The organism is Tistlia consotensis USBA 355, assembly GCF_900177295.1.
In the GTDB taxonomy this organism is placed as follows: domain Bacteria; phylum Pseudomonadota; class Alphaproteobacteria; order Kiloniellales; family DSM-21159; genus Tistlia; species Tistlia consotensis.
The window spans coordinates 459197-472595 of record NZ_FWZX01000001.1; the positions used below are offsets into that span (position 1 = coordinate 459197).

General features: G+C 73.6%; 13 protein-coding genes. 9 read left to right on the plus strand and 4 right to left on the minus strand.

The genetic code is table 11. The features are described 5' to 3' along the window. Window positions 1-104: 104 nt before the first annotated feature. Window positions 105-899 carry a zinc-ribbon domain-containing protein gene (locus tag B9O00_RS02105; protein ID WP_085120764.1) on the minus strand — a complete coding sequence of 265 codons (795 nt, stop codon included), beginning with the start codon at window positions 897-899 and terminating at the stop codon, window positions 105-107. A 309-nt stretch (window positions 900-1208) separates the two neighbouring features. Here B9O00_RS02105 and B9O00_RS02110 point away from each other — a divergent pair, with 309 nt between their 5' ends. The 7 genes from B9O00_RS02110 to B9O00_RS02140 all read left to right on the plus strand — a co-directional run bounded on the left by B9O00_RS02110 (window position 1209) and on the right by B9O00_RS02140 (window position 8370). Beyond that, complete coding sequence (locus B9O00_RS02110) at window positions 1209-1844, plus strand: cell division ATP-binding protein FtsE (RefSeq protein WP_322111157.1); 636 nt, start codon at window positions 1209-1211, stop codon at window positions 1842-1844. Window positions 1845-1847: 3 nt separating this feature from the next. After that, a complete protein-coding gene (locus B9O00_RS02115) occupies window positions 1848-2792 on the plus strand; it encodes a cell division protein FtsX (RefSeq protein WP_085120766.1) in 945 nt (314 codons plus the stop codon). A 2-nt stretch (window positions 2793-2794) separates the two neighbouring features. Beyond that, window positions 2795-3448: a YdcF family protein gene (locus B9O00_RS02120; RefSeq protein WP_085120767.1), complete on the plus strand. Its 654-nt coding sequence runs from the start codon at window positions 2795-2797 to the stop codon at window positions 3446-3448. After that, window positions 3445-4203: a lysophospholipid acyltransferase family protein gene (locus B9O00_RS02125; RefSeq protein ID WP_085120768.1), complete on the plus strand. Its 759-nt coding sequence runs from the start codon at window positions 3445-3447 to the stop codon at window positions 4201-4203. The genes B9O00_RS02120 and B9O00_RS02125 overlap by 4 nt, the downstream gene beginning before the upstream one ends. Before the next feature lie 73 nt (window positions 4204-4276). Then, window positions 4277-5755: a hypothetical protein gene (locus tag B9O00_RS02130; protein WP_085120769.1), complete on the plus strand. Its 1479-nt coding sequence runs from the start codon at window positions 4277-4279 to the stop codon at window positions 5753-5755. An 88-nt stretch (window positions 5756-5843) separates the two neighbouring features. Then, window positions 5844-8141 (plus strand): adenosylcobalamin-dependent ribonucleoside-diphosphate reductase, encoded by a 2298-nt coding sequence (locus tag B9O00_RS02135; protein WP_085120770.1) that lies wholly within the window; start codon window positions 5844-5846, stop codon window positions 8139-8141. Window positions 8142-8163: 22 nt separating this feature from the next. Then, on the plus strand, window positions 8164-8370 hold the full coding sequence (locus B9O00_RS02140; RefSeq protein WP_085120771.1) for a hypothetical protein: 207 nt from the start codon (window positions 8164-8166) through the stop codon (window positions 8368-8370). Window positions 8371-8388: 18 nt separating this feature from the next. Here B9O00_RS02140 and B9O00_RS02145 read toward each other — a convergent pair whose 3' ends face one another. From B9O00_RS02145 to B9O00_RS02155, 3 genes are all read right to left on the minus strand, one after another. Further along, complete coding sequence (locus tag B9O00_RS02145; RefSeq protein ID WP_085120772.1) at window positions 8389-9708, minus strand: MgtC/SapB family protein; 1320 nt, start codon at window positions 9706-9708, stop codon at window positions 8389-8391. Window positions 9709-9790: 82 nt separating this feature from the next. Then, window positions 9791-10435 carry a gamma-glutamylcyclotransferase gene (locus B9O00_RS02150; RefSeq protein WP_235017011.1) on the minus strand — a complete coding sequence of 215 codons (645 nt, stop codon included), beginning with the start codon at window positions 10433-10435 and terminating at the stop codon, window positions 9791-9793. Window positions 10436-10492: 57 nt separating this feature from the next. After that, window positions 10493-11392 (minus strand): LysR family transcriptional regulator, encoded by a 900-nt coding sequence (locus B9O00_RS02155; protein WP_085120773.1) that lies wholly within the window; start codon window positions 11390-11392, stop codon window positions 10493-10495. Between the two features lie 99 nt (window positions 11393-11491). On the opposite strand from B9O00_RS02155, the gene B9O00_RS02160 reads away from it, so the two are divergent. Next, window positions 11492-12421, plus strand: a complete 930-nt coding sequence (locus tag B9O00_RS02160; protein WP_085120774.1) for a DMT family transporter — start codon at window positions 11492-11494, stop codon at window positions 12419-12421. A gap of 135 nt (window positions 12422-12556) precedes the next feature. Further along, a complete protein-coding gene (locus tag B9O00_RS02165; RefSeq protein WP_085120775.1) occupies window positions 12557-13387 on the plus strand; it encodes an undecaprenyl-diphosphate phosphatase in 831 nt (276 codons plus the stop codon). Window positions 13388-13399 lie beyond the last annotated feature (12 nt).

Below are 13399 nucleotides of genomic sequence, written 5' to 3' on the forward strand. Positions count from 1 at the left end.
CGCCGCAAAGAAAGCCTATATTAGCGGCGAATTCGAGCCAAGAAATCGGCGAGACGGCCCCGGACGTCCGCGACGGTGGCGCGCGGCCCGGCCGTCACCCGCCGTCAGTGCAGGACGAAGTCGACCCGGACGCTGAGCTCGCCGCGCGGGATCGCCTCGCGCTTGGTCTCGAAGGCGACCTTCTCGCCCGGCGCAAGCAGGGCCTTGCCGGCCTCGAAACGCCATTCGACCAGCACGGCGCCGGTCTTGTCCGTCACCGTGGCGACCAGCAGCGGGACCTTGCGCTCCTCGTCGCCGATGTTGACCACCGAGCCGGTGATCGTCATCACCCGGCTGCCGTCGACCGTGTTGAGCTGGGTCGTGACGTCCCTGAGCGCGACCCCCGGATGCCCGTTCTCCAGGGGCACGCCGAGCAGGTCGTAGATCTGCTGCAGCTCCGGCACGGTGGCGACGACCTGGTTACGGTAGTACCAGCCGCCGCCGAGCAGCGCGGCGACGACCAGCAGCAGCAGCAGCCAGCCGAGCAGGAGGACGACGCGCGACCGGCCGCGCGACAGCCGCGCATAGTCGCCGTCGCCGGCCAGCTCGAAGCGCCGCGGCTCTCCGAAATGGGGCTCGTCGAAGATCGGCGGCCGGTCGTAGGCCGGCTCGGCGCGATGCGGGTCGCGCGGCCACTGCTCCGCCGATTCGGCCGCGGCGGGCTTCGGCGCGGCCGGCCGGGCCGGGGCGGGCGGGGCGGCGGCCGGCCCGGGCGCCGGCTGCGCCGGTGCGGCGCCCTCCGGCGCCGGCTGGTGCCAGACGTGGCCGCAGGCCGCGCAGCGCACCTTGCGCCCGTTGGGGGCGAGCTTCTCGGTCGGCACGCGGAAGCGCTTCGCACAGTTTGGGCAAGCGATTTCCATGGGCCGGGCGGACAGTCCGTCTAGTGGGCACGCGGAGCGACGCGGGCGGGCGGAATCCCTTATAAGACTGCGACTCGCGCGTTAGCAAGGCCGGCCGGTGTCGGCTTCGAGGCCGAGCCGCCGGCCCGACGCCGCGGCGGGGCTGGCCCTTGTGGAGCGATCCCGGCCCTTGCTATCCAGGTGATCCGGACGGGCGACCCGGTCGTGGCGATTCCCGGCGCCCCCCGCACCGCCCGCGCCGCCAGGAGGACAGGCCCCTTGGTTCGTTTGGACGACGTTGCCTTGCGGTACGGCCAGGGGCCGGAGGTCTTGAGCGGCGTCACCAGCCACCTGGAGCCGGGCTCCTTCCATTTCCTGGTCGGCCAGAGCGGCGCCGGCAAGTCCTCGTTCCTGCGCCTGCTCAACCTCGGCCAGCGCCCGACCCGCGGCCGGCTGATGCTGTTCGGCCGCGATGTCGCCAGACTGGGCCGCGAGGATCGCGCCCTGATGCGCCGGCGCATGGGCGTCGTGTTCCAGGATTTCCGCTTGATCGGCCACCTGACCGCCTTCGAGAACGTCGCCCTGCCGCTCCATCTGGTCGGCGAGCGGCCGGGCGCGATCGACTCCAAGGTCAGCGAGCTGCTGTCCTGGGTCGGCCTGGCCGACTGCCTGGACGCGCTGCCGGCGACGCTGTCGGGCGGCCAGCAGCAGCGCGTCGCCATCGCCCGCGCCGTGGTCGGGCGGCCGAGCCTGCTGCTCGCCGACGAGCCGACCGGCAACGTCGACGACCGCATCGCCATGCGCCTGATGTTCCTGTTCGAGGAGATGCACCGCAACGGCACGACGGTCGTCGTGGCGACCCACAACGAGACCCTGGTCGGGCGCTTCCAGCACCCGCGGCTGCGCCTGGAAGGCGGCACGCTGCGCCTGGTGCCGGCCGAAGCCGCCGCCGACGGGACGGCCTGAGCCGTGGCGCCGCGCGGGGAGAAGACGCCGCCGGCCGGTCGTCCGGCCGCCCGGCCGCCCGGGTCGCGCCGGCGCCGCCGGCGCGACCTGCCGCTGGCCAACGACGCCTCGGCCCGCTACCTGCCCTGGCTGATCGCCTTCCTGGTCTTCCTGGCCGGCCTCGCCCTGGTCGGCGGGCTCGGCGCCAACCGCCTGGCGGCGCGCTGGGACAGCGGACTGGCCGGCAAGCTGACCGTCCAGGTCATGCCCGGCCAGAACGCCGAGGAGACAAAGACCCGGGTCGGCCTGGTGCTCGACCTGCTGACCGCCAGCAAGGGGGTCGCCAGCGTCGAGGTGCTCGACCGCAAGCAGCTCGGCGCCCTGCTCGAGCCCTGGCTCGGCGCCAGTGCCTACGAGGAGAGCCTGCCGCTGCCGATGCTGATCGACGTCACCCTCGACCCCGGCGTCGAGGGCGTGCCGCCCGGCCTCGCGGAGCGCCTGGAGAAGGAGATCCCGGCCGCCCACCTCGACGACCACCAGCGCTACCTCGGCGCCCTGATCTCCTTCGCCCGCTCGCTGCAGCTGATCGCCCTGGCGGTCGTCGTGCTGGTCGGCGCGGCGACTATCCTGACGCTGATCTTCGTCACCCGCACCGGCCTGTCGGTGCACCGCCAGACCATCGAGCTGCTGCACCTGATGGGCGCCCGGGACCGCTACGTCGCCGGCCAGTTCCAGGGCAACGCCGCGCGGCTGGCGCTGCGCGGCGGCCTGGTCGGGCTGGTCGCGGCGGGGCTGGTGCTCTACGCCCTGGAGCGGGTCGTGCAGAGCGGCGGCGCCGGCCTGCTGCCGAGCTTCTCGCCGACGCCGGTCGACTGGGCGGCCCTGCTGGTGCTGCCGCCGCTGGCGGTGGCGGTCGCCGCCCTGACTGCGCGCTGGACCGTGCTGCGCACCCTGACCCGCCTGCCCTGACCATGAGCGCGCCGGCCTGCGATCCGCCGCCCCCCGGCCCTCCCGCCCGGCAGCGCAGGAGGCCGCTGCGCCTGCTGGCGCCGCTGCTCGCCCTGGCCGCGCTGTTCCTCGGCGGCTTCGTCGCCTTCGCGCTCGGCCTGTCGTCCGAGACGCCGCCGCCCAGCGAGCGCACCGACGCCATCGTCGTGCTGACCGGCGGCAGCGAGCGCATCAAGGTCGGCTTCGAGCTGCTGGCCGCCGGCGCCGCGCGCAAGCTCTTCGTCTCCGGCGTCTACCGCGGCGTCGAGGTCAGCGAGCTGCTGCGCCTCAGCCAGGGCGCGCCCGACGAGCTGGCCTGCTGCATCGCGCTCGGCTACGACGCCGAGGACACCCACGGCAACGCCCGCGAGGCCGCCGAGTGGATGCGCAAGGAGGGCCTGACCAGCCTGCGCCTGGTCACCGGCGCCTACCACATGCCGCGCAGCCTGCTGGAGTTCCGCCGCGCCCTGCCCGAGGCCAGGATCCTGCCGCATCCGGTCTTCCCCGAGGGCTTCCGCGAGCACTGGTGGTTCAGCCCGCGCAGCGCCCTGCTGCTGATGACCGAGTACGTCAAGTACCTGGCCGCGCTGGTCGTCGGCCTGGTGCCCGGCGGCATGGACGGGATCGCCGCATCGTGAGCGACAAGACAAGCGCCGGCCTGATCCTTCGCTCGGCGCTGTTCCAGCTCTGCTACCACCTCTGGCTGATCGCGATCGGCATCGCCCTGCTGCCGGCCTTCCTGCTGCCCTGGCGCTGGCTCTACGCCGGCGGGCGGCTCTGGGTGCACGGCATCCTGTTCATGATGGAGCATCTCTGCGGCCTGACCTGGGAGGTCCGGGGCCGCGAGCGGCTGCCGGCGGACAGCGCCGTGCTGATCGCCAGCAAGCACCAGTCGGCCTGGGACACGCTGATCTTCCCGCTGCTCGTCCCCGATCCGGCCTACGTGCTGAAGCGCGAGCTGCTGCTGGTCCCCTTCTTCGGCTGGATCATGTGGCGCCTGCGCATGGTCGCGGTCGACCGCAAGGGCGGCGGCGCGGCGCTGCGCCGGCTGCTCAAGGCGGCGCGGCGTATCGTCGGCGGGGAGGGCCGGCCCCTGGTGATCTATCCCGAGGGCACGCGCACCGCGCCCGGTGCCCACCGGCCCTACCAGCCCGGCGTCGCCGCGCTCTACGGCGAGCTCGGCGTGCCGGTCGTGCCGGTCGCCCTCAACTCGGGCCTGTTCTGGCCGCGCAAGTCGTTCCTGCGCCGGCCGGGCCGGATCGTCCTGGAGTTCCTGGAGCCGATCCCGCCGGGCCTGCCGCGCCGGCAGTTCCTCGCCGAGCTGGAGGCACGCATCGAGCCGGCCACGGAGCGGCTGGTCGCCGAAGGCGGGGGCGAAGTCAGGCCGGATTGATCTGGGCCAAGGACGCCGGCACGTCCGCCCGGAAATCTGGCGGCTCCCGCCCCACCCGCGAGGAGCGACGGCAATGCGATCTTGCCTCTGCGCCCTGCTGCTGGCCGCCGGCCTGGCCGCGCCGGCCGCCCCGGCGCTCTCCCAGGGCGTACCGCTGAAGCAGCAGGTCACCCTGGCCGACATGGCCAGCTACTCCGGCCAGGCGATGGCCGGCACGGCGGAGGCCTGGAACGCTTTCCTGGGCAGCGCGCCGGCCTGGCTGACCGTGACCAAGGACAGCGTCAACGCGATCATCATCCACCAGCAGCTGTCGAAGGGCGACGCCTGGGGCGCCTTCAAGACCTTCGGCGAGTACGGCGCCGGCTTCATGCTCGGCGAGTGGCAGGCCGCCGGCAACCTGCCGCTGGCGACCATCACGACGGCCTTCCAGGTCGCCGTCGCGGCCGGCGACTTCGTCCACTCCCAGTACTTCATCCCGACCCTGGTCGACCGGCTCTACGCCGACTACCGCGCCCAGCGCGCAGCCGGCGAGAGCCATGCCCAGGTCTGGTCGGAGCTGCGCTACGTGGTCCCCCATCCGGTGCTGGCCGAGGTCAAGAAGCGGGCCATCTATCCGGCCCACGACCTCACCTGGGACAAGCCCGACTTCGCCAAGGCGAGCCGTACGCTGACCGCCGAGGCGGCCGGCAAGGCGATCCGCGTGACCTACCGGGCGCCCGGCAACTGGCCCTACGGCCGGCCCTACCTGATCCACCACGCGGGCCAGGGCGGCACGCCGCGCTTCGCCCGGACCATCGACGTCGAGGTCAGCGGCGACCCGCCGGCGGCACTGTCGGGCCTGATGTACGACATCACCAAGCTCAACGAGCGCTACCGCGACGCCGGCGGCTACCTGGACAGCGCCGGCCTGACCGCGGTCGAGGCGACGCTGAAGCGCCTGCTGGCCGAGGTCGCCAAGCCGGGCGACGTCGCCCGCGCCCTCGACGAGGAGGCGGTCGCCTACGTCGGGCGCATGCTGGAGCTGCGCTACGCCCGCGAGGTCCTGACCAGGGCGGTCGAGCAGGCCAGCCGCAAGGCGCGGGACAACCTGGTCAGGGCGCGCCTGGCCTACGACGAGTTCCTGAAGAGCTGGCAGGCGCTGCCCGAGGGCCCGCCGGTGATCGATCTGCCCTGCTGCCGGTACTGGCTGGTCCAGTCGGGCGGCGAGCGGCGTCTCGTCGGCCGCTACGTCACGCCGAAGGGCACGGCGGTGATCTACCGCTCGGAACCGATGGCCGACTGGCTGCCGCTGCCCTTCGGCCTCGTCGCGGTGCAGAGCGGCGTCGGCTACCACATCTATCCCGGCCCCTGCCCGGCCAGCCGGCCGCCGGGCAGCGGCTGCCCCTACCTCGTCGCCCGGCTCGGCGAGACCGCCGAGGTGATCTTCCGCCAGGAGGTGTCGCGCTTCAGCTGCCAGAACTCGCCGGCCGACCTCAGCTACCTGAAGTGCGACTGGCAGCGGCTCGACGCCAAAGGCACCGTCGTCGCGCAGGACAGCCTGATCCTGAAGTAGCGCCCTCGAACGAAGGAAGAACGTTGATTCGCCGGGGCGGCGCGCCTACCTTTCCGGTCCTGCAGGCAGCGCGGAGCGCAACGGCCCGATGGCGCTTTCGTCGATCTCCGAACAGGTCTGGGACGCCAAGTACCGCCTGAAGACGCCCGAGGGCGAGCCGCTCGACCGGACGATCGAGGACAGCTGGCGGCGGGTCGCCAGGGCCCTGGCCGCCGTCGAGCGCACGCCCGCCCAGTGGGAGCAGCGCTTCTACGAGGCGCTCGAGGGCTTCCGCTTCCTGCCGGCCGGCCGGATCCTGGCCGGCGCCGGGACCGAACGCAACGTCACCCTCTTCAACTGCTTCGTCATGGGCACGATCCCCGACGACATGGGCGGGATCTTCAGCCACCTGCGCGAGGCGGCGCTGACCCTGCAGCAGGGCGGCGGCATCGGCTACGACTTTTCGACCCTGCGCCCGCGCGGCGCCCCGGTCGCCGGGGTCGGCGCCGACGCCTCGGGCCCGCTGTCCTTCATGGACGTCTGGGACGCGATGTGCGCGACCATCATGTCGGCGGGCAGCCGGCGTGGCGCGATGATGGCGACCCTGCGCTGCGACCATCCCGACATCGAGGCCTTCGTCGAGGCCAAGCGCACCGCCGGGCGCCTGACCAACTTCAACCTCTCGGTGCTGGTCACCGACGCCTTCATGACGGCGCTGCGCGAGGACGCCGACTGGCCACTGGTCTTCGACGGCAGGACCTGCCGGACGCTCAAGGCGCGCGCGCTCTGGGACCAGGTCATGCACGCGACCTACGAGGCCTCGGAGCCGGGCGTGATCTTCATCGACCGGATCAACCGCCGCAACAACCTGCACTACTGCGAGGAGATCCGCGCGACCAACCCCTGCGGCGAGCAGCCCCTGCCGCCCTACGGCGCCTGCCTGCTCGGCTCGATCAACCTGGCGGCCCTGGTCCGGCATCCCTTCGAGCCCGAGGCCGACCTTGACCTGGAGGCCCTGGAGCAACTGGTGCCAGTCGCGGTCCGCATGCTCGACAACGCGATCGAGGCCTCGCGCTTCCCGCTCGAGGCGCAGCGCGCGGAGGCCCAGGCCAAGCGGCGCATCGGCCTCGGCATCACGGGCCTCGCCGACGCGCTGATCCTCTGCGGCCTGCGCTACGGCAGCCAGGCCGCGGTCGAGCGCAGCGAGCAGTGGCTGCGCGTGCTGCGCCGCGCCGCCTACCTCGCCTCCAGCGACCTCGCCGCCGAGAAGGGCGCCTTCCCGCTGTTCGAGCGCGACCCCTTCCTGGCCGGCGAGACGGTCCAGGAGCTGGAGCCCGAGGTCCGCGAGGCGATCGGCCGCTACGGCATCCGCAACGGCCTCGTCACCTCGGTGGCGCCGACCGGCACGATCTCGCTGCTCGCCGACAACGTCTCCTCGGGCCTCGAGCCGGTCTTCGCCTTCGAGTACAAGCGCCAGATCCGCCAGCCCGACGGCTCGCGCCTCGCCGAGAAGGTGACCGACCACGCCTACCGCCTGTTCCGCGAGCGCTTCGGCGCCGAGGCGGCGCCCGGCGAGGCCTTCGTCGACGCCCAGTCCCTGGAGCCTGCGGCGCACCTGGTCATGCAGGCGACGGTGCAGCGCTTCATCGACTCCTCGGTCTCGAAGACCATCAACCTGCCGGCCGACATGAGCTTCGAGGCCTTCAAGGACGTCTACCTCTCGGCCTACGAGCTCGGCTGCAAGGGCTGCACGACCTACCGGCCGAGCGAGCTCCGCGGCGCCGTGCTGGAGGTCGAGAGCGGCGCGGCGCCCGTCGTCGCCGCGGTGCCGCGGCCGGCCGAGGGCGCGGTCGTGCACCTGACCGAGCCGCTGGCGCGCCCCGAGGCCTTGCCCGGCCGGACCTACAAGCTGACCTGGCCGGAGAGCGACCACGCGATCTACATCACGGTCAACGACATCGTGCAGGACGGCCGGCGCCGGCCCTTCGAGGTCTTCATCAACTCCAAGAACATGGAGCACTACGCCTGGACCGTGGCGCTGACCCGGATGATCTCGGCGGTGTTCCGGCGCGGCGGCGACGTCTCCTTCGTCGTCGAGGAGCTGAAGGCGGTCTTCGACCCGCGCGGCGGCGCCTGGCTGGGCGGCCGCTACGTGCCTTCGCTGCTGGCCGCGATCGGCGGCGTCATCGAGCGCCACATGATCGACATCGGCTTCCTGGCGCCGCGCGAGAACGCCCCCCTGGCCGACCAGGTCCGCCGCCTCGCCGGCGAGGACACGGAGGAGGCCCCGCCGGCCGCCGAGCGCCGGCGCCTCGCGGGCCAGTGCCCGAAGTGCGGCGCCGCCGCGCTGGTGCGCCAGGAAGGCTGCGACCTCTGCACCAACTGCGGCCATTCGAAGTGCTCGTGAGCCCGCCGTGAGCCGCCGCCCCATGACCCGACACCCCGCGACCCGCAGGCTCTGCCGCAAGTGCCACGCCGAGCTCGGCGTCGACGACAGCCGCTGCGAGGCCTGCGGCGCCAGCAACCCCGTGCCGGTGCCCTGGTACACGCCGATCCTGGGCCTCGCGATCGTCGCCCTGCTGTTCCTGCTGCTGGTCGACTTCAGCGACGTCGCGAAGGTTCTCGGGTTCGAGTAGCCGGCGGCCCGCGCCGGGCTACGGCCCTGCCGGCAGAAGCAGCTGCTCGACGGCGGCAGCGGCGGCGCCGGCCAGCAGCGCACCACCCAGGCCGCCGGCGAGCCAGGCCGTGAGCCGGCCGCGGCTGAGGGCGATGCCGAAGGCGGCCTTGACCAGCGTGTTGACCGCCCCGACCAGCAGGATCGCGCCACCGGCCAGCAGCGCCGGGGTCCGGCCGTCGGCGACCAGCGCCGAGAAGGACAGCGTCACGGCGTCGACGTCGGCGAGGCCCGAGACCGCGGCGATCAGATAGAGCGCCTCGTCGCCGATCCAGCGGCGCAGCGCGGCCGTCAACAGCAGGATCCCCGCGAGCAGCAGGCCGAACTTCAGCGCCGTGCCGAACTCGAAAGGGTTCTCCGGCTTCAGCCCGGCCGCGGCGGACGGGCCCTCGGCCGGCTCGCGGCCCGCCGCCCAGAGGCCGACCGCGGCTGCGACGACCCCGGCGACGGCCAGGGGCACCGCGAGCACGGGCAGCAGGGCCGGCGCGATCACCGCGGCGACCAGCAGCATGCGCGGGAACATGACGGCGCAGGCCAGCAGGATGCCTGCGGCGATCAGCCGGGCCTGGCCGTCCGGCCGGCCGGGCATCGCGGGGCGCGCGGCGGGCGCCGCCCGCCGCGCCAGGGTCACGGTGGTCGCGGTCGAGGAGGCGAGCCCGCCGAGCAGGCCGGTCAGCAGGATGCCGCGGCGCGGCCCGGCGAGCCGGATCGCGAAGTAGCCGATCGACGACAGCCCGGCGATCAGCACGACCATCCACCAGATGCGGTAGGGGTTGAGCGCGTTCCAGGGGCCGAGCCCGCGGTCCGGCAGTACCGGCAGCAGCACGACCGACATCAGCAGCAGCTTGAGCACGGCCAGCAGCTCGGCCTGCTCGAGCCGCTCGACCAGGCGGTGCAGCTGTGGCTTGGTGCCGAGCAGCAGGGCGACGATCACGGCGCCGGCGCCGGCGACCTCCAGTTCGCCCTCGCCGGCCGCCGCCCCCAGGCCGAAAGTCACCAGGGCGGCGACCGCGCTGGTCGCCGAGAGGTCGTGGCTGGCCGCGGTGCCGCGCCAGTAGCCCGCGGCCAGCACCGCGCCCAGCGCCAGGAAGCCGGCGGCCAGCACCGGCAGGCCCTGGCTCTGGCCGAGCAGGCTGGCGAGACCGCCGAGCAGGCCGATCAGGCCGAAGGTGCGGAAGCCCGCGACCCGCTCGCCCTCGGCGAGGGCGCGCGCGTGCCAGCCGCGCTCCAGCCCGATCAGCAGGCCGGCGGCCAGGGCGACGGCGAGGCGCGAGAGCGAGTCGAGGTCGGCGGCGGGCATGCGGCAAGAGTGGCCGGCGCCGCAGGCGCCGTGCAAGCCCAAGCCGCGGCCCGGCGCCCCAGGCCGGCGCCCAGGCCGGCGTTCAGGCCGGCGGCGCGCCCTCGGCGCAGTTCGCGTCGACCAGATGGATCAGCCGGGCCAGCGAGCGGTCGACGATGCCGAGCGCCCGCAGGTGCCGGTCGGTCTCGGTCAGGTACTCGCTGCAGGGGCCGCGATGGCCGCGCCCCTGGACGATCAGCCGGGCGACCCAGTCGTCGGGCATCCGGCCGGTGTACTGCGGATGGCGCGGATCGACGACGAAGCCGAGCGCGGCGATCGGGCCCTCGGGCGTGCGCAGGGCCAGCCAGCGCGGCCGATAGACGCCGGTCGTCATCTCGCGGTCCCAGAGATAGTCCATGACCGCCGCGGACTCCGCCGCCGGAGCCAGGAAGGCCATGCCGTGGCAGGCGCCGCCCCGGTCGAGCCCGAGCACCAGCCCCGGCCGCTCCGGCGTGCCCCGGTAGCGGTGCGAGTAGACGCAGAAGCGCCGGTGGTAGCCGTAGAGCAGCGCCTGGCGCACCGCGAGGTGCGGGAAGCCCGGGTTCCACATCAGGCTGCCGTAGCCGAAGACCCAGAAGTTCTCGCCCTCGGGCAACTCCGGGCGCGGCCGGGTCGCGCCGTAGGCGCGCAGGGCGTCGTAGTCGAGCGAGCGGACCGGGGGAGGGCTGCCGTGCATGCTGTCCGACATGGTAGCGCCGATGCTGCTCTGCAGCAAAGAGGCCGGTGAGCCGCATCGGGGCGGCGGCTAGCGCCGGCCCCCGCCGGCCAGGAAGGCGACGAAGAGGCGCAGCAGCTCCAGCCGGCGGTTCTGCTCGGGGTAGTAGAGGAAGAAGGGCGGGTGCCCGATGGTGAAGGCGTCGAGCACGCTCTCCAGCCTTCCGGCCGCGAGCTCGCTCTCGACCACGGCGCGCAACGACCAGCCGATGCCGTGGCCGCCGCCGGCCGCCTGGACGACCGACTGGAAGGAGTCGAAGACCAGGCCGGCGGGCGGGTCCACGCTGAACAGCCGGCCGTCCTCCCGGAACTGCCAGTCGGCGATGCGCCGCGTGCTGATGAAGCGGTAGCGGATGCAGCTGTGGCCCAGCAGGTCGCGCGGATGGCGCGGCCGGCCGGCGCGCTCCAGGTAGGCGGGTGCCGCCGAGTAGGCCGCCTTCATCGGCGCCGTGATGCGCACCGCCACCATGCCCGGGGTCAGCCGGTCGCCGAGGCGGATCCCGGCGTGAAAGCCCTCGCGCACCACGTCGACCAGGGCCTCGTCGAACGACAGCTCCAGGCGGACGTCGGGATGGGCCGCGCGGAACGCGCCGAGCATCGGCTCGATGGCGACCCGGTAGGCGCTCCAGGGCAGGGTCAGGCGCAGCGTGCCGGTCCGGCTGCGGCCGGCGCCGCGCGCCGCCTCGACGGCGTCGGCGAGCTCGCCGAAGGCCGGATCGGCGCCCTTGAGAAGCACCCGGCCGGCCTCGGTCAGCTCGACCGAGCGGGTGGTCCGGGCAAAGAGGTCGACGCCGAGCTCCTGCTCGAACCTCTTCAGCTGGTGGCTGACCGCCGGCGCACCGAGCCCCAGGGCGGTCGCCGCGCCGCGCAGCGAGCCCTCGCGCGCGATCGCCAGGAAGACCTCGAGACCGCTGATCGGAAGACGTCTCATTATTCAAAATAATGCAGCAATCTGATCAAAAACCAACGACTCTTCGAAGAGAGCGTCACGCTCTACCGTCGGATCCGCAGTCAGGGAGGCGGAGCGGCGATGAGCAGGACGACGATCGACCGGCGGCCCGACCGGGTCGCGCGCGGCGCCGCCCTGATCGTCGGCTCGGTCTTCCTGATGTCGCTGCAGGATGCGGTCATCAAGTACGCCAGCGCCGACCTGCCGCTCTGGCAGCTCTGGCTGCTGCGCGGCCTGCTCGCCCTGCCGGCGCTGATCGCCGTCGCGGCCCTGCGCCGCCCGGCGCCGCGCAGCTCCCTGGCCCGGGCGCTCGGCGGCTGGCCGCTGCTGCGCGCCGGCCTGCTGGTCCTGATGTACCTCTGCCTCTACGCGGCGGTGCCGGTGCTCAGCCTCTCGACCGTCGCCGCCGGGTTCTACACGGGCCCGCTGTTCATCACGCTGCTCTCGGCGGTGCTGCTCGGCGAGCCGGTCGGGCGACGCGGCTGGCTGGCGGTCGCGCTGGGCTTCACGGGCGTGCTGGTCGTGCTGCGGCCCGGCGGCGACGCCTTCGCCTGGCCGACCCTGCTGCCGGTGCTCGCCGGCCTGTTCTACGCCTGCGCCGCCGTGGCAACGCGCGGCCGCTGCCGCGACGCGGCCCCGGTCGTCCTGGCCCTCGCCCTCAATCTCGCGCTGCTCGCCGCCGGCCTGCTCGCCGGCCTGGCGCTGGCGCTCTGGCGGCCGACCCCGGCGGAGGCCGCGATCTCGCCCTTCCTCTTCGGCTCCTGGGCCGTCATGGGAGCGGCCGACTGGGGGCTGATCGGCCTGCTGGCCCTGCTGATCGTCGGGATCGGCATCGGCCTCGCGGCGGCCTACCAGGCCGCGCCGCCGGTGATCGTCGCGACCTTCGACTACAGCTACCTGATCTTCGCCGCCGCCTGGAGCTACGGCCTCTTCGACGAGCCGCCGGATGGCCCCACGGTCGCCGGCACGCTGATGATCGCCGGCGCCGGCCTGCTGGTCGTGCAGCGGTGAGGCGGCGGGGCGGTCGCCGGCCGCTGCGGCGGCATGCCGCAGCCGGCCGCCCGCGGCGCTGCCCTGCCGACGCCGCTTTCTCGGCTAGGCTGGCGCCGCTTTCCGCCGCCGGTCGGCGCCAGAACGGGACCGCCCATGACACTTCTCCAGGCCCTCGCGGTCGCCGCGCTCCAGGGCATCACCGAGCTGTTCCCGGTCAGCAGCCTGGGCCACGCGGTGGTGCTGCCCGCCCTGCTCGGCTGGTCGCTCGACCGCCAGGGCGGCAGCTTCCTGCCCTTCCTGGTCGTGCTGCACCTCGGCACGGCGACGGCGCTGCTGGTCTTCTTCCGGCGCGACTGGGTGGCGCTGGTCGGCGCGCTGCTCGGCTTCGGCGAGCCGGAGGAGCGGGCCGAGCGGCGGCGCCTGATCGGCCTGATGGTCGTCGCGACGCTGCCGGCCGTGGTTGTCGGCTTCGCCCTCGAGAAGACCTTCCGCGAGCTCTTCGCGACGCCGGTCGTCGCCGCAGCCTTCCTGGTCGTCAACGGTGCCGTGCTGTTCGGCGGCGAGCGCCTGCGCCGCCGCTCCAGCCACGGCGAGCTCTCGAGCCTGACCTGGAAGGGCGCGCTGGCCATCGGCCTCTGGCAGTGCACCGCGCTGATCCCCGGCATCTCGCGCTCGGGCGCGACGATCCTGGGCGGCCTGCTGGCCGGCCTCCACCACAAGGCCTCGGCGCGCTTCTCCTTCCTGATCGCGACGCCGATCATCTTCGCCGCCGGCGTGCTGGAGGTGCCGAAGCTGCTGCACCAGTCGAGCGCCGCGCTGGACGCCACGGTCTGGCTGGCCGGGGCCGTCGCGGCGGTCTGCGCCTATGCCAGCACCGCCTTCCTGATGCGCTACTTCGGCGAGCGCGACCTCGACGCCCTGGATCCCTTCGCCTGGTACTGCATGGCGCTCGGCGCGGTCGCGCTCGGGGTCTTCCTGATCTGAGCGGCCGCCGGA